Annotated in this window: 20 protein-coding genes; 16 read left to right on the top strand and 4 right to left on the bottom strand. The window is 61.6% G+C overall.

Annotated features, from left to right (window positions below):
- Positions 1 to 116 precede the first annotated feature (116 nt).
- A complete protein-coding gene (locus CRN80_RS25490) occupies positions 117 to 1064 on the bottom strand; it encodes a DUF1853 family protein (RefSeq protein WP_098951791.1) in 948 nt (315 codons plus the stop codon).
- A gap of 144 nt (positions 1065 to 1208) precedes the next feature.
- Between CRN80_RS25490 and CRN80_RS25485 the strand changes: the two genes are divergently transcribed.
- The 6 genes from CRN80_RS25485 to pepN are packed head-to-tail and all read left to right on the top strand — an operon-like array spanning position 1209 to position 7709.
- A complete protein-coding gene (locus CRN80_RS25485) occupies positions 1209 to 2099 on the top strand; it encodes an NAD(+) kinase (RefSeq protein ID WP_003190745.1) in 891 nt (296 codons plus the stop codon).
- On the top strand, positions 2096 to 3070 hold the full coding sequence (locus CRN80_RS25480) for a metallophosphoesterase (RefSeq protein WP_169918605.1): 975 nt from the start codon (positions 2096 to 2098) through the stop codon (positions 3068 to 3070). The genes CRN80_RS25485 and CRN80_RS25480 overlap by 4 nt, the downstream gene beginning before the upstream one ends.
- Complete coding sequence (locus tag CRN80_RS25475; RefSeq protein ID WP_032892173.1) at positions 3067 to 3936, top strand: rhomboid family intramembrane serine protease; 870 nt, start codon at positions 3067 to 3069, stop codon at positions 3934 to 3936. The genes CRN80_RS25480 and CRN80_RS25475 overlap by 4 nt, the downstream gene beginning before the upstream one ends.
- Before the next feature lie 14 nt (positions 3937 to 3950).
- The gene (locus CRN80_RS25470) at positions 3951 to 4211 is read left to right on the top strand and encodes a YeaC family protein (RefSeq protein WP_017138108.1); all 261 of its coding nucleotides are present in this window, start codon (positions 3951 to 3953) and stop codon (positions 4209 to 4211) included.
- Positions 4208 to 5038 carry a DUF2797 domain-containing protein gene (locus CRN80_RS25465; RefSeq protein WP_078467406.1) on the top strand — a complete coding sequence of 277 codons (831 nt, stop codon included), beginning with the start codon at positions 4208 to 4210 and terminating at the stop codon, positions 5036 to 5038. Before CRN80_RS25470 ends, CRN80_RS25465 begins: the two co-directional genes overlap by 4 nt.
- 13 nt (positions 5039 to 5051) lie before the next feature.
- Positions 5052 to 7709, top strand: coding sequence for an aminopeptidase N (gene pepN, locus CRN80_RS25460; RefSeq protein WP_098951788.1), 2658 nt, complete (start codon positions 5052 to 5054; stop codon positions 7707 to 7709).
- A gap of 137 nt (positions 7710 to 7846) precedes the next feature.
- Here the strand turns inward: pepN and CRN80_RS25455 are convergent, their stop codons facing one another.
- The 3 genes from CRN80_RS25455 to CRN80_RS25445 are packed head-to-tail and all read right to left on the bottom strand — an operon-like array spanning position 7847 to position 11130.
- Positions 7847 to 8689, bottom strand: a complete 843-nt coding sequence (locus CRN80_RS25455) for a metal-dependent hydrolase (protein ID WP_003190755.1) — start codon at positions 8687 to 8689, stop codon at positions 7847 to 7849.
- A 15-nt stretch (positions 8690 to 8704) separates the two neighbouring features.
- The gene (locus tag CRN80_RS25450; protein WP_098951786.1) at positions 8705 to 9595 is read right to left on the bottom strand and encodes an SDR family oxidoreductase; all 891 of its coding nucleotides are present in this window, start codon (positions 9593 to 9595) and stop codon (positions 8705 to 8707) included.
- Positions 9592 to 11130 carry an NAD(P)/FAD-dependent oxidoreductase gene (locus CRN80_RS25445; protein ID WP_098951784.1) on the bottom strand — a complete coding sequence of 513 codons (1539 nt, stop codon included), beginning with the start codon at positions 11128 to 11130 and terminating at the stop codon, positions 9592 to 9594. Before CRN80_RS25445 ends, CRN80_RS25450 begins: the two co-directional genes overlap by 4 nt.
- Positions 11131 to 11418: 288 nt before the next feature.
- Between CRN80_RS25445 and CRN80_RS25440 the strand changes: the two genes are divergently transcribed.
- The 10 genes from CRN80_RS25440 to CRN80_RS25395 all read left to right on the top strand — a co-directional run bounded on the left by CRN80_RS25440 (position 11419) and on the right by CRN80_RS25395 (position 25083).
- Positions 11419 to 12417, top strand: coding sequence for an alpha/beta fold hydrolase (locus CRN80_RS25440; protein WP_098951782.1), 999 nt, complete (start codon positions 11419 to 11421; stop codon positions 12415 to 12417).
- 295 nt (positions 12418 to 12712) lie between these two features.
- The gene (locus CRN80_RS25435; protein ID WP_098951781.1) at positions 12713 to 13993 is read left to right on the top strand and encodes an alkane 1-monooxygenase; all 1281 of its coding nucleotides are present in this window, start codon (positions 12713 to 12715) and stop codon (positions 13991 to 13993) included.
- A 125-nt stretch (positions 13994 to 14118) separates the two neighbouring features.
- Positions 14119 to 14613: an alkane oxidation protein activator PraA gene (gene praA / locus CRN80_RS25430; RefSeq protein WP_098951779.1), complete on the top strand. Its 495-nt coding sequence runs from the start codon at positions 14119 to 14121 to the stop codon at positions 14611 to 14613.
- Between the two features lie 134 nt (positions 14614 to 14747).
- Complete coding sequence (gene praB / locus CRN80_RS25425; protein WP_098951777.1) at positions 14748 to 15242, top strand: alkane oxidation protein activator PraB; 495 nt, start codon at positions 14748 to 14750, stop codon at positions 15240 to 15242.
- Positions 15243 to 15374: 132 nt separating this feature from the next.
- Complete coding sequence (locus CRN80_RS25420; protein WP_098951775.1) at positions 15375 to 16832, top strand: outer membrane protein transport protein; 1458 nt, start codon at positions 15375 to 15377, stop codon at positions 16830 to 16832.
- A gap of 262 nt (positions 16833 to 17094) precedes the next feature.
- Positions 17095 to 19605, top strand: coding sequence for an acyl-CoA dehydrogenase (locus CRN80_RS25415; RefSeq protein WP_098951774.1), 2511 nt, complete (start codon positions 17095 to 17097; stop codon positions 19603 to 19605).
- Between the two features lie 210 nt (positions 19606 to 19815).
- A complete protein-coding gene (locus tag CRN80_RS25410) occupies positions 19816 to 21159 on the top strand; it encodes a 3-oxoacyl-ACP reductase (RefSeq protein WP_098951772.1) in 1344 nt (447 codons plus the stop codon).
- A 3-nt stretch (positions 21160 to 21162) separates the two neighbouring features.
- Positions 21163 to 22053, top strand: coding sequence for a MaoC/PaaZ C-terminal domain-containing protein (locus CRN80_RS25405; RefSeq protein WP_098951771.1), 891 nt, complete (start codon positions 21163 to 21165; stop codon positions 22051 to 22053).
- Positions 22050 to 23348, top strand: coding sequence for an acetyl-CoA C-acetyltransferase (locus CRN80_RS25400; RefSeq protein WP_098951769.1), 1299 nt, complete (start codon positions 22050 to 22052; stop codon positions 23346 to 23348). The genes CRN80_RS25405 and CRN80_RS25400 overlap by 4 nt, the downstream gene beginning before the upstream one ends.
- Positions 23349 to 23379: 31 nt before the next feature.
- Positions 23380 to 25083: an AMP-binding protein gene (locus CRN80_RS25395; protein ID WP_098951768.1), complete on the top strand. Its 1704-nt coding sequence runs from the start codon at positions 23380 to 23382 to the stop codon at positions 25081 to 25083.
- The last annotated feature ends 242 nt before the right edge of the window (positions 25084 to 25325 follow it).

The raw sequence follows: 25325 nt of genomic DNA, 5'->3' as shown, positions 1-25325 counted from the left end.
AGCGTCGGCTATCCGGTCGTCACGGGAGCAAGCTCCCTAGCCACAGGTCCAGCGTCGCACCACCGTTGTGTAGATACCTATGCTGCCAAGAGGCCCTCAAACACACCACACCTGTATCAGCCTGTCCCCGGCACATTCGGCCAAAGATCGGCCACCAGAAACAACCGCTCGGCTTCTTCCCACTCCTCACCGTTGGGCACCATGCGCACCAGCAACTGCGCCGGGGCCATTGGGTCCAGGTCTGCCAGCCAACCTTGCATCTGCACCTCACTCCACACCTCATCGGCCGGGTAATGCGCGGGCGCCAGCCAGGCATGCCGGGGCAGGGGTTGCCAGCGGCCCGCTGGGCGAGTGCTGACAAAGCCCGCCCAATCGCGCTGATGCAACCAGCGCCCACGCAGGTGCTGCGGGTGAGCGCCGAGGGGGGAGTGCGCCGCGCCGGGCCAGGGGTAGAGCAGATAGCCGCCGAGCCACAAATGCGCATCGAACTGTTGGATATCCAACGCCGCCAAGGCCTCGCGGCTTTCTGCCCGCGCGGAGATCGGCAATTGATGCTGGGTCAGGTGTGCCAGCTTGCGGTCCAGCCGGTCATGGCAGCCAGGCCCCAGCCATTGCGCGGCGTCCTGGCCATTGCCGTCCTGCGGGCCCAGGTAGAGTTTGATCGCCAGCTCCAGGTGGTGCACCCCATCGCGGTCGCGCACCAGCATGTCCAGCTCGCCCAGGGTGTGCCCGGCACGGCGGATCGGCAGGTTGGCGGCCAGCAACTCCACGCCCGGCGCATGCTGCACCGCAAATTGCCACAAGCGTTCGTAATACAGGCCCAGGCGCCGGGTGCGTGACAGGCTCAGCCACTGCTGCAACGCGCTGCTGTCCTGGTCCAGCTGGCGCAACCAGGCTTCGAGCTGGTGAGGGGCCTTCACCCAGTCACTGCCGGCCAGCGGGTGGCGCTGGGGCCAAGGCGTCTGCGCCAGCATCGGAGGCGCGAGCATCACCCACGCCAGGTCGCGCACCTCGGGGTGGCGCAGTTGGCGGGGCAGGGTGTGCAAGTCGGGGAATGGCGTCATGTTCCGAGCATAGCCTTTTCAGCGTGCGCAAGGTGCCTGAGAACCATTGTCATCAAGGCGTGGCGGCGACAAAGGATTTTGCCTGAGGCGGCCTTTCGCCCATAATCGCTCTTTTTGCCTCACCCCAGATTCCGCAGGAGCCCCATGGAGCACTTTCGCAATATCGGCATTATCGGTCGCCTGGGCAGTACCCAGGTGTTGGACACCGTCCGCCGGCTGAAGAAGTTTCTGCTCGAGCGCCACCTGCATGTGATCCTCGAAGACACCATCGCTGAAATCCTCCCCGGCCACGGCCTGCAAACTTCGTCGCGCAAGATGCTTGGCGAGGTGTGCGACATGGTCATCGTGGTCGGCGGCGATGGCAGCCTGCTCGGCGCTGCCCGGGCGCTGGCGCGGCATAATGTGCCGGTGCTGGGGATCAACCGCGGCAGCCTGGGGTTCCTCACCGACATCCGCCCCGACGAGCTGGAAGTCGAAGTGGCCAAGGTGCTCGACGGCCATTACCTGGTAGAGAACCGCTTCCTGTTGCAAGCCGAAGTGCGCCGCCACGGCGAGGCGATCGGCCAGGGCGATGCCCTCAACGACGTGGTGCTGCACCCCGGCAAGTCCACGCGCATGATCGAATTCGAGCTGTACATCGACGGCCAGTTCGTGTGCAGCCAGAAGGCCGACGGCCTGATCGTCGCCACGCCCACCGGTTCCACTGCCTACGCGCTGTCGGCCGGCGGCCCGATCATGCACCCCAAGCTCGATGCCATTGTGATCGTGCCGATGTACCCCCATATGTTGTCCAGTCGGCCAATTGTGGTCGATGGCAACAGTGAGCTGAAAATCGTGGTGTCCAAAGACATGCAAATCTACCCGCAAGTCTCCTGCGACGGGCAGAACCATTTCACCTGCGCCCCCGGTGACACCATCACCGTGAGCAAGAAGGCACAGAAGTTGCGCTTGATCCACCCGCTGGATCACAACTACTACGAAGTGTGCCGCACCAAGTTGGGCTGGGGCAGCCGCTTGGGAGGTGGAGGCGACTGATGCTCGATCCCGCGCGTAGCTACGACCTGATTGGTGACGTGCACGGTTGCGCTCATACCCTTGAGCACTTGCTCGACCAATTGGGTTACCACAAGCAGGGCGGCACCTGGCGCCATCCGTCACGCATGGCCGTGTTCCTGGGCGATATCATCGACCGTGGCCCACGCATCCGCGAGGCGCTGCATATCGTCCACGATATGACCGAGGCCGGCCAGGCGCTGTGCATCATGGGCAACCACGAGTTCAATGCGCTGGGCTGGACCACGCCGGCCCCGCCGGGCAGCGGCAAGCAGTTTGTGCGTGAGCATAACCCGCGCCACGCCCGCTTGATCCACGAGACCCTGACCCAGTTCGAACACCACCCGGCCGATTGGCACGACTTCCTCGGCTGGTTCTACGACATGCCGCTCTTTGTCGACGCCGGGCGTTTTCGCGTGGTGCACGCGTGCTGGGATGAAGGCTTCATCCAGCCGTTGCGCGCCACCTTCCCGGACGGCTGCATCGACCAACACTTCCTGCAAGCCGCCGCCGTACCGGGCAGTTTCGCCTGCAATGCGTTCGACCGTCTGTTGCGCGGCACCGATATGCGCCTGCCCGACGGCCTGACGTTGACCGGTGGCGATGGCCTGACGCGTTCGTTCTTTCGCACCAAGTTCTGGGAAGACGACCCCAAGACCTACGGCGACATCGTGTTCCAGCCCGACGCTTTGCCGGAGCCGGTGGCGCGTACGCCATTGTCGTCCACACAAAAGAATTCCCTGCTGCGCTACGGCGTCGATGAACCGCTGTTGTTCGTCGGCCACTACTGGCGCAGCGGCAAACCGGCGCCGATCCGCCCGAACCTGGCCTGCCTGGACTACAGCGCCGTGCTCTACGGCAAGCTGGTGGCGTATCGACTCGACCAGGAAACCCAACTGGATCCGCATAAATTCGTATGGGTCGACGTTGAGCGACCAGAGGCCATCCCATGAGTACCGTAGCTGTATTGCGCTTGCCCCTGAGCGTCGACCTGGGCGGCTTCGTCAAGTTGCTGCACCGCATGCAGGTGCCGCACCGCGTCAGCGAGGAGGCGGGTGAACAGGTGCTGTGGGTGCCCGAGGCCATCAGTGACGACGTGCGCGTGTTGTATCAACGTTTCCCCGCTGGCGACCCGGACCAGCAACTGGACATTCCCGAGCAGGCGCCCGTTGCGCGGCCAGGTTTTGTCCAGCAGGTGCGCCACAGCCCGGTCACCGCGCTGGTGCTGTTGGCCAGTCTCATCGTCGCTGCCGTGACCTTGCTGGGTGAAAACCTGCAAACCATGGCCTGGCTGACCTTCCTGCCGTTCCGCGTGCTGGGCGAGTACATCCAGTTCACGCCGCTGGCCGACACCCTGGCCTCGGGGCAGTGGTGGCGCCTGGTCACGCCGATGCTGATCCACTTCGGCATCCTGCATCTGGCCATGAACGGCATGTGGTACTGGGAGCTGGGCCGGCGCATTGAAGCGCGCCAGGGCGGTATCAACCTGCTGGGCCTGACCCTGTTGTTCAGCCTGGCCTCCAACTACGCGCAATACGCCTACGGTGGCCCCGGTTTGTTTGGCGGCTTGTCCGGCGTGTTGTACGGCCTGCTCGGGCACTGCTGGATCTTTCAATTATTGTCGCCCAACCCGGCCTATCGCCTGCCCCGTGGGGTGCTGGTGATGATGCTGGTGTGGTTGCTGCTCTGCCTGTCGGGGCTGGTCTCGATGATCGGTTTCGGCGAAATCGCCAACGCGGCCCATGTGGGCGGGTTGGTCATCGGTTGCTTGACGGGTTTGCTCGGCGGTTTGTACAACCGTCGCAAAGCGTCTCTTTGATAAGGAAGAGCCTTATGTCCTCTTTTGCTGAAATGATCGAAAACATCACCCCGGACATCTACGAGAGCCTCAAGCTCGCCGTAGAGATCGGCAAATGGTCCGATGGCCGCAAGCTCACCGCCGAGCAGCGCGAGCTGTCGTTGCAAGCGGTGATCGCCTGGGAAATCCAGAACCTGCCCGAAGAGCAACGCACCGGCTATATGGGCCCGCAGGAATGCGCATCGAAATCGGCACCGGTGCCGAACATCCTGTTCAAGTCGGATGCGATCCATTGATTGAAATTGGTCGCGGTGCAGTCAGCAAAATGTCGGCGCAACTCGGTGAGCCGACCGTTCAATACGCCTTTCGCTTAGGAAACACCGAGGTGCCGGTCAATCCACTGATCGGCACCCATGTACGCCTGGAGTACCTGGGCGCGATTCATTGCAGCCATTGCGGGCGCAAGACCAAGACCAGCTTCAGCCAGGGCTATTGCTACCCCTGCATGACCAAGCTGGCCCAGTGTGACTTGTGCATCATGAGCCCCGAACGTTGCCATTACGACGCCGGCACCTGCCGCGATCCGGGCTGGGGCGAGACATTCTGCATGACCGACCACGTGGTGTACCTGGCCAACTCGTCGGGGATCAAGGTCGGTATTACGCGGGCTACGCAGTTGCCCACCCGTTGGCTGGACCAGGGCGCCAGCCAGGCGCTGCCGATCATGCGCGTGGCGACGCGCCAGCAATCGGGCTTCGTCGAAGACCTGTTTCGCAGCCAGGTGGCCGACAAGACCAACTGGCGCGCCTTGCTCAAGGGCGATGCGCAATCGGTGGACCTCAAGCAGGTGCGTGACGAGCTGTTCGCCTCTTGCGCCGAGGGCTTGCTGGGTTTGCAGGAACGCTTTGGGCTGCAAGCCATCCAAACCATTGCCGACATCGAGCCGATTGAAATCCGCTACCCGGTCGAGCAGTATCCGACCAAGATCGTCAGCTTCAACCTGGACAAGAACCCGATTGCCGAAGGCACGCTGCTGGGGATCAAGGGCCAATACCTGATCTTCGACACCGGCGTCATCAACATTCGTAAATACACGGCCTACCAGCTCGCCGTGCATCAGTAGAAGGATCCCCAGCATGCGCACCGAACAACCGAAGATGATTTACCTTAAGGACTATCAGGCGCCGGACTACCTGATCGACGAGACGCACCTGACCTTCGAGTTGTTCGAGGACCACAGCCTGGTCCACGCGCAGCTGGTGATGCGCCGCAACCCCGAGCGTGGCACCGGCCTGCCACCGCTGGTGCTCGATGGCCAGCAGCTTGAGTTGCTGAGCGTCACCCTCGCGGATCAGGAACTGACCGCCGCCGATTACCAGCTGACCGACAGCCACCTGACCCTGCATCCCCAGCGTGAAACCTTCACCCTGGACACCACGGTCAAGATCCACCCGGAAACCAACACCGCCCTGGAAGGCTTGTACAAATCCAGCGGTATGTTCTGCACCCAGTGCGAGGCCGAAGGTTTCCGCAAGATCACCTATTACCTCGACCGCCCGGATGTGATGAGCGTGTTCACCACCACGGTGATCGCCGAGCAACACAGCTACCCGGTGCTGTTGTCCAACGGCAACCCGATCGCCAGCGGCCCTGGTGAAGACGGCCGGCACTGGGCGACCTGGGAAGATCCGTTCAAGAAGCCGGCGTACCTGTTTGCGCTGGTGGCCGGTGACCTGTGGTGCGTTGAAGACAGCTTCACCACCATGACCAACCGCGAAGTCGCGCTGCGCATCTATGTCGAGCCGGAAAATATCGACAAGTGCCAGCACGCCATGACCAGCCTGAAAAAATCCATGCGCTGGGACGAAGAGACCTACGGCCGCGAGTACGACCTGGACATCTTCATGATCGTCGCGGTCAACGACTTCAACATGGGCGCCATGGAAAACAAGGGCCTCAACATCTTCAACTCCAGCGCCGTGCTGGCCCGCGCCGAAACGGCCACCGATGCCGCTCACCAGCGCGTCGAGGCCATCGTTGCCCACGAATACTTCCACAACTGGTCGGGCAACCGCGTCACCTGCCGCGACTGGTTCCAGCTGTCGCTCAAGGAAGGCTTCACCGTGTTCCGTGACTCGGGTTTCTCTGCCGACATGAACTCGGCCACGGTCAAGTGCATCCAGGACGTGGCGTACTTGCGTACCCATCAGTTCGCTGAAGATGCCGGCCCCATAGCCCACGCCGTGCGCCCGGACAGCTTTATCGAGATCTCCAACTTCTACACCCTGACCGTCTATGAAAAGGGCTCGGAAGTGGTCGGCATGATCCACACCTTGCTCGGCGCCGAGGGCTTTCGCAAAGGCAGCGACCTGTATTTCGAACGCCATGACGGCCAGGCCGTGACCTGCGACGACTTCATCAAGGCCATGGAAGACGCCAATGGGGCCGACCTCAGCCAGTTCAAACGCTGGTACAGCCAGGCCGGCACCCCACGTCTGGCGGTGAGCGAAGCCTACGATGCGGCGGCCAAGACCTACAGCCTGACCTTCCGCCAGAGCTGCCCGCCGACTCCGGACAAGGTCGAAAAACTGCCCTTTGTGATCCCGGTTGAGCTGGGCTTGCTGGACGGGCAGGGCGCCGGTATTGCCTTGCGCCTGGCCGGTGAAGCAGCGGCGGGCGACACTTCGCGGGTAATCTCGGTGACCGAAGCGGAGCAGACGTTTACCTTCGTCGACATCGCTGAAAAACCCTTGCCTTCGTTGCTGCGGGGTTTCTCGGCGCCGGTGAAGCTCAGCTTCCCCTACAGCCGCGATCAACTGATGTTCCTGATGCAGCACGACAGCGACGGTTTCAACCGCTGGGATGCCGGCCAGCAATTGGCCGTGCAGGTGTTGCAGGAGCTGATCGGCCAGCATCAGGCCGGCCAGCCGCTCAAACTTGATCAACGCCTGATCGACGCGTTGCGCACGGTGTTGAGCGATGAAAGCCTGGACCAGGCCATGGTCGCCGAAATGCTTTCGCTGCCGAGTGAAGCCTACCTCACAGAAATCAGCGAAGTGGCGGATGTGGATGCCATCCACGCTGCCCGCGAGTTTGCCCGCAAGCAACTGGCCGATAACCTGTTCGAAGGGTTGTGGTTGCGCTACCAGGCCAACCGCGAACTGTCCAAGCAAACGCCTTACGTGGCAGAGGCAGAGCACTTCGCCCGGCGTGCCCTGCAGAACATCGCGCTGTCGTACTTGATGCTCAGCGGCAAGCCGGAAGTATTGGCGGCCACCCTGGATCAGTTCGACACCAGCGATAACATGACCGAACGCCTGACCGCGTTGGCGGTGCTGGTGAACTCGCCGTTCGAAGCAGAGAAAGCCCAGGCCTTGGCGGTGTTTGCCGAGAACTTCAAGGACAACCCGCTGGTCATGGATCAATGGTTCAGCGTACAGGCCGGCAGCACCTTGCCGGGCGGGCTGGCGCGGGTCAAGGCGTTGATGCAGCACCCGGCGTTCACCATCAAGAACCCCAACAAGGTGCGCGCGCTGGTGGGCGCCTTTGCCGGGCAGAACCTGATCAACTTCCATGCGGCGGATGGCTCGGGCTACCGCTTCTTGGCGGACCTGGTGATCCAGCTCAATACCTTGAACCCGCAGATCGCCTCGCGCCAACTGGCGCCGTTGACCCGCTGGCGTAAATACGACAGCGCACGGCAGGCGCTGATGAAAGCGGAGCTGGAACGCATCCTGGGCGCGGGTGAGCTGTCCAGCGATGTGTTTGAGGTGGTCAGCAAGAGCCTGGCGTAAACCTCATTGCTTTATGTAGGAGCGAGCTTGCTCGCGAGAAACTCACAGGCGCCGCGTTCATTCAGGAAGCACGCGTCATCGTTGACGTTTTTCGCGAGCAAGCTCGCTCCTACAGACGGCAGGATTAATCCCTGACACTAGGCCGACTCATAACTTCGGCGTGTACGCTCTATCTCTTCGACCAACCGGTCAATGCCCGCCAACCGCGCCCGGTTGTCATGATCCCAGGGATGAAAGCCCGGCTTGAAATAATGCAGCCACGGCCGGAACATCCGTGGAAACACCCCTTTGGGTCCATACAAGAATTTAACCATGCGCCACAGCCCCTTCAGCGTGCCACCCGAAGTGCGGTCGGCAATCAACAGGCGCACGTGAAAATCCAGCACCACCACCCAGAACAGCACGCTGGTGGTCAGCATGGTGCCAGTGCGCAGCAGGTAACGCGCAGGCCCTGGCTTGATCACGGTGTTCCACACATCGAACGCCACGGCTTTATGTTCGGTCTCTTCCAGTGCGTGCCAGTACCACATCTGCTGGTAACCCTTGAGTGAGTCGCCAAAGCGCGACGGGTCGCTCAGCAGGATTTCCGCGAGCATCGCGGTGTAGTGTTCCAAGGCGATGGTCACCGCCAGGTTGAACGACGGCGGCAGGTGTTTTTTCTGCAGGTCGAGGAAGAACTTCAAGCGTCGGTCGAGGGTGTGCGCTGGTAGGCCGGCGGCTTGCAGCAAATCGTTGTAGGCCACGTGCTCGCGGCTGTGCATGGCCTCCTGGCCGATAAACCCCTGGATCTCTTTTTTCAGTTCGGCATCGTCGATCTGCCCACGGTAGTGGCGCACGCTGTCCATGAAGAACAGCTCGCCCTGGGGAAACAGCAACGACAAGGCATTGAAGAAATGGCTGACCACAGGCCCTTGTTCGTGCCAGTTCTTGATGCGCTCGGCAGGCAAGGCAAAACGGATATCGCGACGGATCGGCAACATGCTGCGTGCTCCTGTTCAGAGTCGGGGCTCGTCGTTGGTTTCAAACACTGGCGTGCGCGGCTTGGGCGCCATGCGTTTGCTGGCAAACACCACCAGCGCCTGATAGGCCGCCGGCAGGCAACGGGCGAGCAGGTCGAGGAAATAGGCATCGCGGCCAATCAGCACGCGGCGCTTGTTTTTGCGTACGCCTTGCAGGATCACGTTGGCGGCCTGGTCGGCGTCGGTGATGAAGAGCTTTTCGAAATCGGCGCGGGCTTGTTGCTCGCTGTGGATGAGAAAACCGGTCATGTTCGCGTCGATGCGGCTGCTGCGGCAGATATCGGTACGAATGCCACCGGGGTGTACACAGGTAGCCGACACGCCGCAGCGTTGCAGGTCGAGTTCCTGGCGCAAGGCTTCGGTGAAACCGCGCACGGCGAACTTGGTGGCGTTGTAGCCGCTCATGCCCGGCTGGGCGAACAGGCCGAACACGCTGGACGTATTGATGATATGCCCGTCGCCGCTGGCCTTGAGGTACGGCAGGAATGCCTTGGTGCCATGCACCACTCCCCAGAAGTTGATGCCGACGATCCATTCCAGGTCGGCGTAATCCACCCCTTCGACGGTGCTCGACAGCGCCACCCCGGCATTGTTGAAGACCAGGTTGACCTGGCCGTGCTCGGCCGCGCAGCGCGCTGCCCACGCCTGCATGGCTTGGCGGTCGGAGACGTCCAGCACCTGGGTGGTGACGGTAACCGGCGACAAAGTCGAGGCGCGGATCAGGTCCTGGGTCTGTTCCAGGCCCTGGCTGTTTTTGTCTGCCAGCGCCAGGTGGCACCCTTCCCGGGCCAGGGCCAAGGCCAGTGCGCGGCCCATGCCGGAAGCCGCGCCCGTGATCGCCGCGACGCGGCCGTTGAATGACTTCATGACAGGCTGCCTTCTGTGGTGGAGTGGGGCGTTGCAACCGCACGCGGGAGGGCGGGCGCCGGCGCCTGGCTGACGCTGTAGTCCTTGAGGGCAAAATGCCGGGTGACCTGTTTGAAGCGCCAGGTCGAGCCGGGCCACAGCGTGGTGTTCTTGCCGGTGCGCGGGTCGAGGTACCAGCTCTGGCAGCCGCCGGTGTTCCAGATGGTGCGCTTGAGCTTGTCCTGCAACTGCTGGTTGTAGGCGTGCTCCACGGCAGGTTTGACCTCCACCGTGGTGATGCGCTGGCGCTGCATGTGTTTCAGGGCATCGAGGATGTACGCCACCTGGGCCTCAATCATCAGGATCATCGAGTTATGCCCCAGGCCGGTGTTGGGGCCGACGATCAAAAACAGGTTCGGGTAGCCCGGCACGGTGGTGCCTTTATAGGCATGGGCGCCATCGCGCCAGGTGTCCATCAGGTCGATGCCGTCACGGCCGATGATGCAGCCACGGGGCAACGGGTCGCTGGCCTGGAAACCGGTGCCGAAGATCAGGCAATCGGCGGGGTGCTTGATGCCGTCGGCGGTGATCACGCCGTCGGCTTCGATGCGCAGCACGCTGTCGGTGACCACCTCGACATTGCTGCGCGAGAGCGCCGGGTAGTAATCGTTGGAGATCAGCACGCGCTTGCAGCCGATGGTGTAGTCCGGCGTCAGGGTTTTGCGCAGGGAAGGGCGGGCCACCTGTTTGCGCAGGTGACGCAGGGCGATTTTCTGCACCATTTTCATCAGGCGCGGATGCAGGGCAAAGCCCACCACGCGGCCTTCCAGTGCCCAGTAAAGCGCAGCGCGCACCAGCTTTTGGGTGAGCGGTACGTGCTTGAACAGCCAGCGTTCGGCGGCGGTAATCGGGCGGTCGGGCTTGGGCATGATCCACGGCGGTGTGCGCTGGAACAGGTCCAGGTGCGCTACCTGCGGGGCGATCTGTGGCACGAACTGGATAGCGCTGGCACCGGTGCCGATCACCGCCACGCGCTTGCCCTTCAAGGCGTACTCGTGATCCCACTGCTGGGAGTGGAAACGCTTGCCCTTGAAGCTGTTCAGCCCTGGGATATCCGGCATGGCCGGGCGCGACAAGCCCCCCATGCCCGACACCAGCACCCGTGCGCTGACCTGGCGGCCGTCGCTGAAGGTCAGCTGCCAGCGCTGCTGTTGTTCATCAAACACCGCACGTTGCAGGCCCATGCCGAAGCGCAGGTAGGGCGCCAGCTCGAAGCGCTTGGCGCAGTCTTCCAGATAGGCGCGAATCTCGGGTTGCGCCGCGAACTGCCGCGTCCAGCTCGGGTTGGGCGCGAAGGAAAACGAATACACGTGGGACTGCACGTCGCAGGCGCAACCTGGGTAGTGGTTGTCGCGCCACGTACCGCCGAGGGTCTGGGCCTGTTCGGCGATAAAGAAGTCGGTGAGCCCGGCTTCCTTGAGTTTGATCGCCATGCACAGGCCCGCGAATCCGGAGCCAATGATGGCGATGTCGATTGAGTCACGGGGGGCATTCATAGGGCTGCCTCGTCAATAAAACGCTTGGGCATCGGATGTGCTCCTGTTTTTTGTTTTGTCTTTTAGATAGAACACCATTGCAAAGGAAAATTGAATTATTTATTTTAAAAAAGATTTTAAATAATCTACCTGAAAAATTCGCCTACGCTAGGGCCTTGTTGCGCATGAGCGATTTGTCCGACGGACGAACGTGGAATGCATGAAGTTCAGGTCCAGGGTGTGGACGATGGCTGAGGCCAGGCCAATTCCGGTCGGGTCGCCAGCAGCAGGGAAGCAGAGGACCGAGCTATGGCTGTGGAGTGGGTTGTCGCTGCGGGTGTGCTGGTGGGCGCCAGCGCGGCGTTATGGGGCTTGAGTGCCTGGATGACGCGGCGCATTGAAGCGACCGTGCCGATCAACGGGCGCTTCGTCGAGGTGGATGGCGAGCGCTTTCATTATGTCGAAGAGGGCAAGGGCCCGCCGCTGGTGATGATCCACGGGCTGATGGGCAGCAGTCGCAACCTGACCTATGCCTTGTCCGGCCAGTTGCGTGAGCACTTTCGGGTTATCAGCCTCGACCGGCCGGGCTCAGGCTATTCCACCCGGCACAGCGGCACGCCGGCAGACTTGCCAGCCCAGGCGCGACAAATCGCGGCTTTCATCAAGACGCTGGACCTGGACAAACCGCTAGTGCTTGGGCACTCCCTGGGCGGCGCGATTGCCCTGGCGCTGGCCCTCGACCATCCCCATGCGGTATCCGGGTTGGTGCTGGTTGCGCCCTTGACTCACCCCCAACGCATGCTGCCGCTGGTGTTCCTGTCTCTGGCCGTGCGCCCGGCCTGGCTGCGGCGCTGGGTGGCCCACACCTTGACCCTGCCCATCGGCCTGCTGACCAAAGACTCGGTGGTGAAGGGCGTATTCGCCCCCGATCCTGCGCCGCCAGACTTCGCCAGCCGTGGCGGCGGTTTGCTGGGCATGCGACCCGACAATTTCTACGCCGCGTCCACCGAGATCAACCAGGTCAACGACCACCTGCCGGAGATGGTCAAGCGTTACCCCCAACTGACCCTGCCCATCGGCCTGATCTACGGTGGGCAAGACAAGGTGCTCGACTTCCAGAAACACGGCCAGGCCCTGGCCAGCAAGGTGCCAGGGCTGAAAATGCAGGTGATCGAAGGCCGCGGGCATATGTTGCCGATCACCGCCACCGAGCGCGTGGCGGCGCTGGTGGAGCAGGTGGCCAAGCGGGTTCGACCCGGTGAAAACGTCAGGCAGTTACAGCCATCTGTAGCCTTGGCGAGCAAATAACGGCGCCACTCGACTGCGGTTCATTAGCGTTGATGCCTGCCCTGAATACCTGACCCAATGGCTGAAAAGAGACTGATCGGTCACGGTAAAAAGGGCTGGAGAAACTAGTTGACGACCTAACGATTCCGCGCTATTTATTTAAAAAAATTATTTCAATGTGTAATTTGAAATTATTTTTGAAATGCCTAAGAGCGAATAAAATAATGAAAAAAACGCCTTTTATCGCATGCATGATTTCTCGCAGCAGTCAGCGCACCGCTGCCGCATTGCCTACCGTATGTGTACGGAGGCTGCCATGAACCAGACGCTGGCAGCGGCGACCGTGTGGGCCGACGGCAAACGCCACCTGTGGTGGCTCGGCATCATGCCGCTGGCCACTCCCTTACTCTCCGGCGCCCTTGCCATCACCACAGGCGTGCAACAACTGTGGTGGGTGGGCGTACTGGTGATCTTCGGCTTGATCCCGCTGATTGACGGCCTGCTCGGCGAAGACGTCAGCAACCCGCCCGAATCTGCGGTCAGCCACCTTGAATCCCAACGCTACTACCGCTGGATCGTCTACACCGGCGTGCTGTTTGTGATTTCCTCCGTGGTCATCACCGGTTGGCTCGCTGCTGGCGGTATCGACTGGATCATCAACGGCGGCCTGTTGCACGCCACGGCCAGCCTGGAACCCTCGAACTGGCTGGCCAAGACCGCTGCATTCATCACCGCGCGCACCGAACTGCACGGCGAAATCAGCTGGTTGACCTATGTGGGCATGGCCATGTCCACCGGTGCCGCCACCGGCATTGCCATCAATACCGCCCATGAGTTGGGGCACAAACCCAAGCCCCTGGAAGTGTTCCTGGCCAAGGTCACCTTGGCTCCGACCTTCTATGGGCACTTCTATACCGAACATAACCGTGGCCATCACGTCCGGGTCGCCACGCCGGAAGACCCGGCCAGCTCGCGCCTCGGTGAAAGTTTCTGGGCTTTCCTGCCGCGTTCGGTGTGGTTCAGCGCCGTGTCGGCCTGGAACCTGGAGCGCGAACGCCTGCGCAAACTCGGCCTGCCGGCCCTGCACTGGAAAAACGCCGTGCTCAGCGCCTGGATGTACAGCGTGGTGTTGTGGGGCGCGATGATTGCCTGGCTGGGGGCGGCGGTGATTCCGTTCCTGATTATCCAGGGCATCTACGGGTTCTCGTTGCTGGAAGTGGTGAACTACGTCGAGCATTACGGCCTCAAGCGCCAGAAGTTGCCCAATGGCCGTTATGAACGCTGCTCGCCGCGTCACTCGTGGAACAGTAATCGGATTGTCACCAATATCTTCCTGTTCCAGTTGCAACGGCACTCCGATCACCATGCCAACCCCACGCGCAGTTATCAGTCGCTGCGTCACTTTGATGAGTCACCGCAACTTCCGTATGGCTACGCCAGCATGATTGTCTGGGCGTATGTGCCGTACTTGTGGCGGCGGCGCATGGACCATCGCGTACTGAATCACTATGCCGGTGATATCAACTTGACCAATCTTCAACCGTCAAAACGCTTGAAGTACCTGGAAAAGTACAGCGGCAGTGCCAAGCCGTTTTGAGATGAAGTAAGCCCTCAGGGTGTACTCGGGATCTGTGTATCGCGCAGGTTCTGATCGCCCGGAGTATTGAGTGCAAGAACCTGGTTTGACCCTACAACAATAATTTCAAGGGAAGGACGTACACCATGCAAAGTTCTGCCAAGTTCACCGCCCACATCCTGTTAGCGGCCATCGGCCTGATTGTGTATCACCAGGCCCAGGCTGCGCGTATCGAACCCGCTGGCAGTGCCTTCACCGCCCAGGGGCCTATCAGCTTCTCCAAAGGCAAGCTCATCAGTGCCGATTGCACCATCAAGGTGGCCGGCAAGGTTGCAGCCGATGGTTCGTCGGTGAATGTGGACAAAGTCGAGTTCGACGGTGGCCTCAAGTGCAGCCGTGTCGAAGCCATCAACTTGCCCTGGGTGTTAATCGCCAAAGACACAAAAAGCGGCTCCATGTCGAAGATCAGCGTGGATGTGCATGCCTTTGGCCTGGGCGGCAAGTGCGGGCCTTCGACGGCCGACGGTACCTGGGATAACGCCACCGGCAAGTTGGAAGCCAGCGATGTGGCGATTGGCGAAGACTGCAAGATCAAGACGGTGTCGATCAAGATGCCGCCCAACTTCAAAGTTGTCGAATAACACGCTCCGACTGTTGTAGCGGTACATGCATTGAAATTTGGCTGGAAAGGGAAGTTCTGCAGTTTCACCGTGACCTCTCGATCATGGCCATTACCCCTGGCGAAATGAATCGCCATAACATGTGAGGAAAAACAATGAAAAGCTTGAAAACTCTCGTGTCGCTCTCTGCCTTGGCTGTTTGCATGGGTGCTGCTTCCATGGCCAATGCCTACAGCATCACGCCGGTTAATTCGAACTTTACGGCGCCTGGCACTATTTCGGTGAAGTCACCGTCGTCCTATCAGGCCACCGTTAACTGCACCGCCAACTTTACCGGCAACGTCGACGCCACTGGGGTGGCCAAGATCACCGGGGTGACGGTGAGCGGTAGCGGCCTTTGCGCATTGCCAAAAATCACTGGGTTGCCATGGACATTGACCGCCACCGGCCCAGCGGCAGGTTCGGTCGCCAATGTCGGCTATACCATCGCCTCTTCGGTCCTGTACCCAGCCTCTAACTGTGGCCCATCGACCATCACCGTGGGCTACAGCGGTGGGGTGCTGACGGCGGCCAACCAAGGGCTCAGCGGCACCTGCACCGTGGTGAGCCTGAGCGTGACCCCAAGCCCAACCTTCACCATCGTGCCTTGATGGCCGGTCGGAACACTGGGTTGATCACCTGCTGAAAGACTGGCGCCTTTACCGGGCGCCAGTTCAGGCAGTGCCGGGCAGCAAGACGAACGGGCGAGGCCGGTTCACAGGGATAACAAAAAGGAGTGCCGCATGAATAATAAGAAACAACACGTGCAGGTTTTGCTGGGGCTGGCGTTGATGGGAGGGGTAACCGCCTTCATCGCGCCTGCACAGGCTGGCGGTTTTTCAACCCCGACCTACGGCGCACCTGGTTGGGGCAGGGCGTTTGCCGGCGGCTCGTTGTTCAAGAACGACCCGAGCTCGGCTTACAACAACCCGGCCGCCATGGCGTTTGTCGAACACAATGTTGCGCAATTCACGGTCGACTATGCGCGCATCAAGATCAAGTACAAGGGCAGTGCCTCGGATTACGCCGGCAACCCGATTTCCAGTACGCCGTTGGACGAGAATGGTTTTCCCGATGGCGCCGCAACCACTGTCAATAACAACGACGGTGGCCAGGGCGGCTTCACGGCCTGGCTGCCCACCGGCTTCATGGTAATGCCCTTGGGCGACCGGTTTGCCTTCGGCTTGAGCCAAGTGGTGCCACAGGGCATGCGCTCCACCTGGAATGAAGACTCCAAACTGCGCGACTTTGCCGTGGATACCAAAATCGAAACCGTCGGGCTGACGGGCTCGCTGTCGTTTAAAGTCAACGACCAGTTCTCCGTTGGGGGCGGCATGATCGTGCAGCACAGCAAGGGCTTCGTCAGCCAGAACGTCGACCTGTTGTCCGCTGCGGCAGTGTCGGACTCCGAGCTTGGCGGGATCAACTTCCCCTCAGACGTGGGCCATGCGCTGATGCGGGTCAAGGTCGACAATATTTCCACTGGCTGGTTTGCAGGCGTGGTGTGGAAACCCACCGAGCGCGACACCCTTGGCCTGAATTACCACGCCAAGATCAAAAACAAGATGACGGGTAAGTACAACCTGTACGCCGACCAGTTTTCCTACAACCTCATGACCCAACCCAGCCCATTCGGGGGCAACGGTACGTTGGTCAACACCGCCTACCCTGGCCTGGAATTGGCCCCCAACGGTGCGCATGCAAAGGTTCAACTGGATATTCCTGCCACGGCGGGCCTGGATTGGGTGCATCAGTTCAACGATCGCCTGACCCTGGGTGCCAGCGTCACGTGGACCGAATGGTCGTCGTTCAAGGACCTGACCCTCGACTCCGGCGACATGCGCATTGTCTCTATTCCCTACAACTACAAAAACACCTGGATGTACTCCCTGGGTGGTGACTACCGTGCGACCGATGAACTGACCTTGCGTGCCGGCGTGGCTATCGACCAGACGCCCACACGTAACTCCACCCGCGATCCACGCATCCCCGATGGCGACCGTACGTTCCTTTCGCTGGGGGCTGGCTACGATGTGAAGGCGGTCAAGGGCCTGAGCCTGGATGTGGCCTATTCCCATCAGTTCGTGCAGAAGGTCAATCTCAAGACCAAAAACATCGACCGGCTGGGCGGCGCAAGCCTGGATGGCAAGGCCGAGTCTTCGGGTGATGTGGTCAGTTTGTCGGCGACTTATGCGTTCTGACGGGGCCTGAGGACGATGGCGGAGGGCGGCAAGCGCATCTTGCAGCCTTCCTCCGAGGTGCGTCCTTCTACATAGCTGTGATGTGTGTCGGTGATAACAGGCTGAGGCATTCAGCCGTGTTTTTTTTGGCTTATTGATTAAATAAAAATTTCAAAACAAAATTTGAATTTGATCTTTGAAGTTTGTAGTGTGGTTTTCAGCCGCAGTTCATATCGAGCTGCCCACGCGTTTGCCACGCCCCGAATCAAGTAGAGGTATCCCCATGCTTATCTGGTTATTGGTGGGTCTCGCCGCGGCGATTGCCCTGGCGTATCGACAAGCCGCCGCCACCTTGTGGCTGGGCGCTGGCCTGGTCTGGTTGGCGGCGGGTTACCTGTTCAACGTGGTGGCCGTGCCGGGCATTACCCTGGCGGCGGTGCTGGTGGTGCTGCCCGCCGTGGTGCTGGCGGTCAAACCGCTGCGCCGCAAGCTGCTGACCGCCAAGGCCCTGGGCCTGTTTCGTACAATCATGCCGGCGATGTCCGACACCGAGCGGGCGGCCATCGAGTCCGGCACCGTGTGGTGGGACGCCGAGCTGTTCAGCGGCAAGCCCAACTGGCAGCGCCTGCTGCATGCCGCACCGGCCAGCCTGAGCGCCGAGGAGCAAGCCTTCCTCGACAACGAAGTCGAAACCCTGTGCGACATCGCCAACGACTGGGAAACCACGCAAGTCTGGCAGGACATGTCCCCCGAAGGCTGGCAGTACACCAAGGAGGCCGGGTTCCTCGGCATGATCATTCCCAAGCAGTACGGCGGCAAAGGCTTCTCCCACTACGCCCATTCCCAAGTAGTGATGAAGCTGTCGACACGCTGCTCGGCGGCAGCGATTTCGGTGATGGTCCCCAACTCCCTCGGCCCGGCCGAGCTGTTGTTGCATTACGGCACCGACGCCCAGCGCAACTACTACCTGCCGCGCCTGGCACGCGGTGAAGACATCCCGTGTTTCGCCTTGACCAGCCCGTATGCCGGCTCCGATGCCGGCGCGATCCCCGACCTGGGCATCGTCTGCAAAGGCATGCATGAGGGCGAGGAAGTACTGGGTTTCAAAGTGACCTGGGACAAGCGTTACATCACCCTCGGCCCGATTGCCACGGTGCTGGGCCTGGCGTTCCGCGCCGAAGACCCGCAGGGCCTGCTTGGCGCGCCAGGTTCCCTGGGCATTACCTGTGCGTTGATCCCCACCTCCCATCCAGGCGTAAACAGCGGCCGGCGTCACTGGCCGTTGAATGCGGTCTTCCAGAACGGCCCAACCACCGGGAAGGATGTGTTCATTCCCTTGGAGTGGGTGATCGGTGGTCGCAAACAAATCGGCAACGGCTGGCGCATGTTGATGGAATGCCTGGCGGCAGGCCGGGCGATTTCCCTGCCATCGGCCAACGTCGGCCTGGGTAAAGTGGCAGTGCGCGGTACCACCGCCTATGCGGCGATGCGCAAGCAATTCGGCCTGCCCATCGGCAAGTTCGAAGGTGTGCAGGCGCCATTGGCGCGTATGGCCGGGCATCTGTATGCGTGTGATGCGGTGCGCAAGGTGTCGGTGGCGTCCCTGGATGCTGGCGAGAAACCCTCGGTGATCTCGGCCATTGCCAAGTACCACGTCACCGAGCGGGCGCGGATCATCGTCAACGACGGCATGGACATCGTCGCCGGCAAAGGCATCTGCATGGGCCCCAATAACTTCCTCGCCCGTGCCTACCAGCAAAGCCCCATCGCCATTACGGTGGAAGGCGCGAACATCATGACTCGCTGCCTGATCATCTTTGGCCAGGGCTTGATTCGTTGCCATCCCTACGTGTTCCGCGAGATGGAAGCGGCGCACAACCCCGACCGACGCAAGGCTTTGGAAGACTTCGACAGCGCGATGTTCGGCCATGTGAGTTTTGTCGTGGCCAACGCCGTACGCGCAGCGGTGCATGCTCTGACCGGCGGGCGCCTGATTTCGGCGCCGGCCAAGACCGACCCGGCGCTGGCGGCCTACTACCGCCAGGCCAATCGGCTGTCGGTGGTGCTGGCGCTGATCTCGGATATTTCCATGGGCGTGCTGGGCGGCGCCCTCAAGCGCAAGGAAAGTATCACCGGGCGCCTGGGGGATATCCTGTCGCAGCTGTACATCCTGTCTTGCGTGCTCAAGCGCTTCGAGGATGACGGCAGGCCCCAGGCGGACTTGCCGCTGGTGCACTGGGCGGCCCAGGACGCGTTGTTGCGCGCCCATGAAGCCTTGGCCGAAGTGCTCGACAACTACCCGTCAAAACCCGCTGCGGCGGTGGTGCGCACGTTGAGTTTTCCGTTTGGCATCCCGCTGCGCAAGCCGTCGGACCGCCTGTTGGCGCAGGTGGCGGAGGTGGTGCAGACCCCTGGCGAAACCCGCGACCGTTTGCTGGCCAATTCCTACATCCCGCGTCCGGAAGTCGACAAGCTGGCCTACGGCGAATTGGGTTTCCGTTTGCTGCCCCAAGTGGAGCTGATCGAGGCGCGGCTAAAACCCGCCATCAAGCAAGGCCTGCTCGGCCCGCTGCCGATTGCCGCCACGGCCTTTACCGATTGGCGCGTCAAGGCGCGGGCGCTGGACTTGATCAGCGACGACGAAGACGCCTTGCTGGCGCGCTATGTGGAGTACGCCGACCACGGTATCCAGGTGGATGACTTCCCCCAGGACTTTGGTTTGCTGGAGGCCCTGCAGCAGCGCAAGCAGGCGCTCGAGCCGGTGGCCAAACGGCGCAGCGTCCCGGTCAATTAATAGAAACCCGGCCCCCACGTGGGAACTGGATTGCCCTAACTGTAGGAGCGAGCTTGCTCGCGAAAAACTCACAGGCGCCGCGTTCATTCAGGCAGCCCGCGTTATCGTTGACGTTTTTCGCGAGCAAGCTCGCTCCTACAGAGGGCAATCCAGTTCCCCACATTTGATCGGGTTTACCAGCCAAGAACTGTGTTGTGAGTGGAACCCTCTATGAGTGACAGCTACCTTTCGTTCGTCAATTCCCCCTGGGGTCGGCGCCTGGCCCAGGCCGTTGGCTTGCCGCAACCCTTGGCATTGCAACGGCATCGCAGCGGCCAGGTTGGCCTGGCTAACCCGGTGATCATCGCCGGGGCAGGGCGCCTGGTGGCCTCGGTGCAGCGCATCTTCAGCGCCACCGACACCGTCGCCGCGACCCCGGCGACGCTCAAGGCGCCGTCCACGGTCAAGGTGCAAGGCGCGGTGTTCGACGCCAGCGGCGTGGCCGACCTGCAACAGCTGGATGAGCTCTACCTGTTCTTTCACAGCAATGCCAAACGCCTCGGCCAGCATGGCCGGGTGGTGGTACTCGGCACGGCCCCCGAGCATTGTAACGACTTGCCCCAGGCCATCGCCCAACGCGCCCTTGAGGGCTTGGTGCGGTCGCTGGCCAAGGAGCTGCGCCGCGCGATCACCGTGCAATTGCTGTACGTGGCGCCGGGCGCCGAAGACGCGCTGGACAGCAGCCTGGGGTTTTTCCTGTCGCGTCGTTCCGCCTATGTCTCGGGGCAGGTGGTGCGCCTGGAAAAACCGGTCGATGGCCACGCCGCCGTCAACTGGGACAAACCCTTTGCTGGCGAACGCGCCCTGGTCACCGGCGCCTCCCGTGGCATCGGCCTGGCAATTGCCCAGGTGCTGGCGCGCGACGGTGCCCATGTGGTGTGCGTCGACGTGCCCCAGGCCCAGCAAGCCTTGCAACAGGCGGCGACCAGCGTAGGCGGTTCGGCGTTGCCCCTGGATATCACCGCCGCTGACACCGCCGCGCTGTTGCAAACCCACGTCAGCCAATACGGCGCCTTTGATGTGGTGGTGCACAACGCCGGGATCACCCGCGACAAGACCATCGCCAAAATGACCGAGGCCGCCTGGCGCAGTGTCCTGGCGGTCAATCTCGAAGCACCGTTGCAGCTCAGTGAGGCCTTGCTCGACAGCCAGGGCTTGAACCCCGGCGGGCGCATTGTGTGCGTGTCGTCAATTTCGGGTATCGCCGGCAACCTGGGGCAAAGCAACTACGCCACATCCAAAGCCGGGGTGATCGGCCTGGTGCAAGGCCTGGCGCCGCGTGCGGCAGCCCGGCAGGTCACGGTGAACGCGGTGGCGCCCGGCTTTATCGAAACCCAGATGACCGCCAAGATCCCGCTGATGATCCGCGAAGCGGGGCGGCGCATGAATTCGTTGTCCCAGGGCGGGCAACCCATCGACGTGGCCGAGACCATCGCCTGGCTGGCCCATCCGGCGTCGGGCGGGGTCAATGGCCAGGTGGTGCGGGTGTGCGGCCAAAGCCTGTTGGGAGCTTGACCGATGGACTACGTGACGCAGATCATCGACCCACCGCCGTCGCGCACGCAGTTGTTGCTCGACGGCCTGCGCGCCTTGCGCAAACCCAAGCCCGACGGTGCGCCGCCATTGCCCACCGCACGCCTGGTGCGCAGCGCGGTGGAACTTTCGCCGGCCGGTATCGCCGCTTACGCACGGGCGTGTGGCTTTCGTCGCGAGCAGGGCGTGCCATTGTCCTATCCCCATGTGCTGGCGTTCCCACTGCACCTGATGCTGCTGACCCGGCCGAGCTTCCCGTACCCGGCCAGTGGCATGGTGCACCTGGCCAATCGCATTCGTCAGCACCAGCGCCTGCACGAGGGCCAGGCGCTGCGCCTGGAGGTGTATTGCGAGCGCTGGGTGGCCCATCCGAAAGGGCAGGCCTTGAGCATCGCCACTCGGGCCTACAGCCAGGAAACCCTGGTGTGGGAAAGCGACAGTCTGTACTTGCGCCGTGATGTCAGCAATCCGGTGGGTGAAGCCTGGAATGACCCTTTGCCGCTGCAGGAAGATGGCTTGTTACGCACCCAACGTTGGGTGCTGCCCGCCGACCTGGGGCGACGCTTTGCCAAGGTCTCGGGGGATTTCAACCCCATTCACACCTCAATCATCGGTGCCAAACTCTTCGGCTTTCGTCGCGCCATCGCCCATGGCATGTGGACCCTGGGCCGCGCATTGGCAGCGCAACAGCCACCCGGTGGCCTGGACCAGGCCGAGGCCCATTGCGACTTCAAATTGCCGATCTTCCTGCCCGGCCAGGTCGCCCTGTGGAGCCACCCCGTGACCGGCCCACGGCGCGAGTTCGAAGTGCGCAATTTCGCCGGGGACAAGCCCCATATGCGCGGGCTATTCATTTGCAAAGAGAGCCAGCAATGAGTGACTACAGCTTTACCCCAGCCCCGACCCGCCGCGTGGCGATTATCGGCGGCAACCGTATTCCCTTTGCGCGCTCCAACACGGTGTATGCCCACGACAGTAACCAGGACCTGCTGGTCGCCGCCCTGCAAGGGTTGGTCGATCGCTACAACCTGCATGGCCAGCGTTTGGGCGAGTTTGCCGCCGGGGCGGTGATCAAGCATTCGCGGGATTTCAACCTGGCCCGCGAGGCGCTGTTGTCCACCACCTTGTCCGCGCAAACGCCGGCCTATGATGTGCAACAAGCCTGCGGCACAGGGCTTGAAGCCGCGCTGCTGGTGGCGAATAAAATCGCCCTCGGCCAGATCGAAGTGGGCGTTGCCGGTGGCGCCGACACCACTTCCGACGCGCCCATTGGCATCAACGAATCCTTGCGCCATACCTTGCTTGCGGCCAATCGCGCCAAACGCCTGGGCGACAAGCTCAAAACCTTGTTGAAAGTACGCCCCTCGATGCTGTTCAAACCGTTGCTGCCGCGCAATGGCGAGCCGCGCACCGGGCTGTCCATGGGCGAGCACTGCGAAGACATGGCCAAGCGTTGGCAGATCAAGCGCCTGGCCCAGGACGAGCTGACCCTCACCAGCCACCAGCGCCTGGATGCGGCTTATAAACGCGGCTTCTTCGACGACCTGATCAGCCCCCATCGCGGCTTGGCCCGTGACAACAACCTGCGTGCCGATATCAGCCTGGAAAAGCTCGCAGGCTTGTCGCCGGCCTTCGACCGCCAGAACGGTACGCTTACCGCCGGCAACTCCACGCCCCTGACCGATGGCGCCTCGGTGGTGCTGCTGGCCAGTGAAGAATGGGCCGCCGCCAATGGCTGGCCGGTGTTGGCCTACTTGCGCACCGGCGAAACGGCTGCGGTGAATTTTGTCGACGGCACCGAGGGCCTGCTGATGGCGCCGGCTTACGCCGTGCCACGCATGCTTGCACGTGAAGGCTTGAGCTTTGCCGACTTTGATTTCTTCGAGATCCACGAAGCGTTCGCCGCCCAGGTACTGTGCACGCTCAAGGCTTGGGAAGACCCACAGTATTGCCGCGAGCGACTCGGCTTGAGCGCTCCCCTGGGCGCCATCGACCGGGCCAAGATGAACGTCAACGGCGGCTCACTGGGCTGCGGCCATCCCTTTGCGGCCACCGGTGGCCGCCAACTGGCGGCGCTGGCCAAGGCCATCCACGAACGCGGTGGCGGTCGCGGCCTGATCTCGATCTGCGCGGCGGGTGGGTTGGGCATCACCGCCATCGTCGAAAAGTAGCGCTATCAAACACAACAATAAGGACACTGCGATGAACGCTATCAGCCTGGAACACACCGAACGCATTTGGTTGAACACTTACCTGCCCGGCGTGCCGGCGGACATTGAGGCCGGGATCGAGGATTACCCGTCGCTGCGCGAAGTGTTCCTGGAGCACCTGGAAAAATTCCGTGAGCGGGTCGCCTACGTCAGCATCGGCACGGAAATGACCTATGCCGATTGGCGCACCCAGGGCATTGCCTTTGCCGCCTGGCTGCAGGGCCAGGGCGTGAAGAAGGGCGATCGCGTGGCCCTGATGATGCCCAACTGCTTGCAGTATCCGATCTGCCTGCTGGGCACGATCCTGGCCGGGGCGGTGGTGGTCAACGTCAACCCGTTGTACACCGCCCACGAACTCAAGCACCTGCTCAAGGACAGTGGCGCCGAAACCGTGGTGATCTTCGAAAATTTCGCGCATACCCTGGAAAAAGCCATGGTGGGCAGCAGCGTCAAGCGTGTGGTGGTCGCGGCCATTGGCGACTTGCTGGGTACCTTCAAGGGCGCGGCGATGAACTTCATTCTGCGCAGCGTGCAGAAGCAAGTGCCGGCCTTCACGCTGCCCGGCTCGCTGCGTTTCAACCAGGTGCTCAAACAGGGCAGGGCCATGCACCATTTGCCGGTCAGCCTGGGCCGCGAAGAACTGGCCTTTTTGCAATACACCGGCGGCACCACCGGCGATGCCAAGGGCGTGATGCTCAGCCATCGCAATATCATTGCCAACCTGCTGCAAGCCAAGGCCTGGGTCGGTGACCAGTTAAACCTGCACAAGCAGGAAACCAACGTGACCTTGCTGCCGCTGTACCACATCTTCTCCCTGACGGTGAACTGCCTGATGTTCATGTGCCTGGGTGGGCGCAATATCCTTATCGCCAACCCTCGGGACGTGAAGCGCGTGCAGATGATCCTGCGCAAGGAACGCTTCAATGGCATTGCCGGGGTGAACACGCTGTTCAATGGCTTGCTGGAAAACAAGGCGTTCTGTGCACGGGACTTTTCCGACCTGCGCCTGGTGATTGCTGGCGGCATGGCCACTCATACCGCCGTGGCCAAGCGCTGGAAGGAAGTGACCGGGCTACCGATTATCGAAGGCTACGGGCTGACCGAGTGCTCGCCCGTGGTGAGCATCAGCCCCATTGATATTTCGCGCATGCGCGAGATGGAATTCACCGGCAGCATTGGCGTGCCGTTGCCCTCGACCTGGGTGCGCTTTGTACGCGAAGACGGCGAACTGGCGAATATCGGCGAGCAGGGCGAGTTGCAAGTACGCGGCCCGCAAGTGATGCAGGGCTACTGGCAACGGCCGAAGGAAACCGCCGAGGTGCTGGATGCCCAGGGCTGGCTGTCTACCGGTGATATCGGCGTGATGGACGCACGCGGGTATATCCGCCTGGTGGACCGCAAGAAAGACATGATCCTGGTCTCGGGTTTCAACGTGTACCCCAATGAAATCGAGGACGTGGTGGCCATGCACCCTGGCGTTGCCGAAGTGGCGGCGATCGGTGTGGAAGATGCCGTGAGTGGGGAGAAGGTCAAAATCATCGTGGTGCGCAAGGATCCGACCCTGACCCAGGAGCAGATTCTTGCGCATTGCCGGGAATACCTGACGGGGTACAAGGTGCCAAAGTATGTGGAGTTTCGCACCACGGAATTGCCCAAGACAACGGTGGGCAAAGTACTTCGTCGGGCGCTGCGTTGATCTAAAGTGACGGAGACCCAAGAGTGGGGGGGATACCGCACCCTTAAACGCAAGCAGCGCAAGGTACGTGTCGACAATGGGAGGTTGTTCGATAGCTAACTGTATGCTGAGTTTGATGAGAGGATTTTTGAGGTGCTGGTGTTTTAAGTTATTAAGGTTATAACTAATGGGTATAGATGTCTGCAGGGTTTCACAGGTGTATTTAGAATGAAAGGTCTCTTAACTTAGGTGGCAGGGATGTT

This window comes from Pseudomonas sp. FDAARGOS_380 (assembly GCF_002591235.1).
In the GTDB taxonomy this organism is placed as follows: domain Bacteria; phylum Pseudomonadota; class Gammaproteobacteria; order Pseudomonadales; family Pseudomonadaceae; genus Aquipseudomonas; species Aquipseudomonas salmasensis.
Note: the sequence above shows the minus strand (reverse complement) of the source record. Positions and strands in the feature narration are given on the sequence as shown.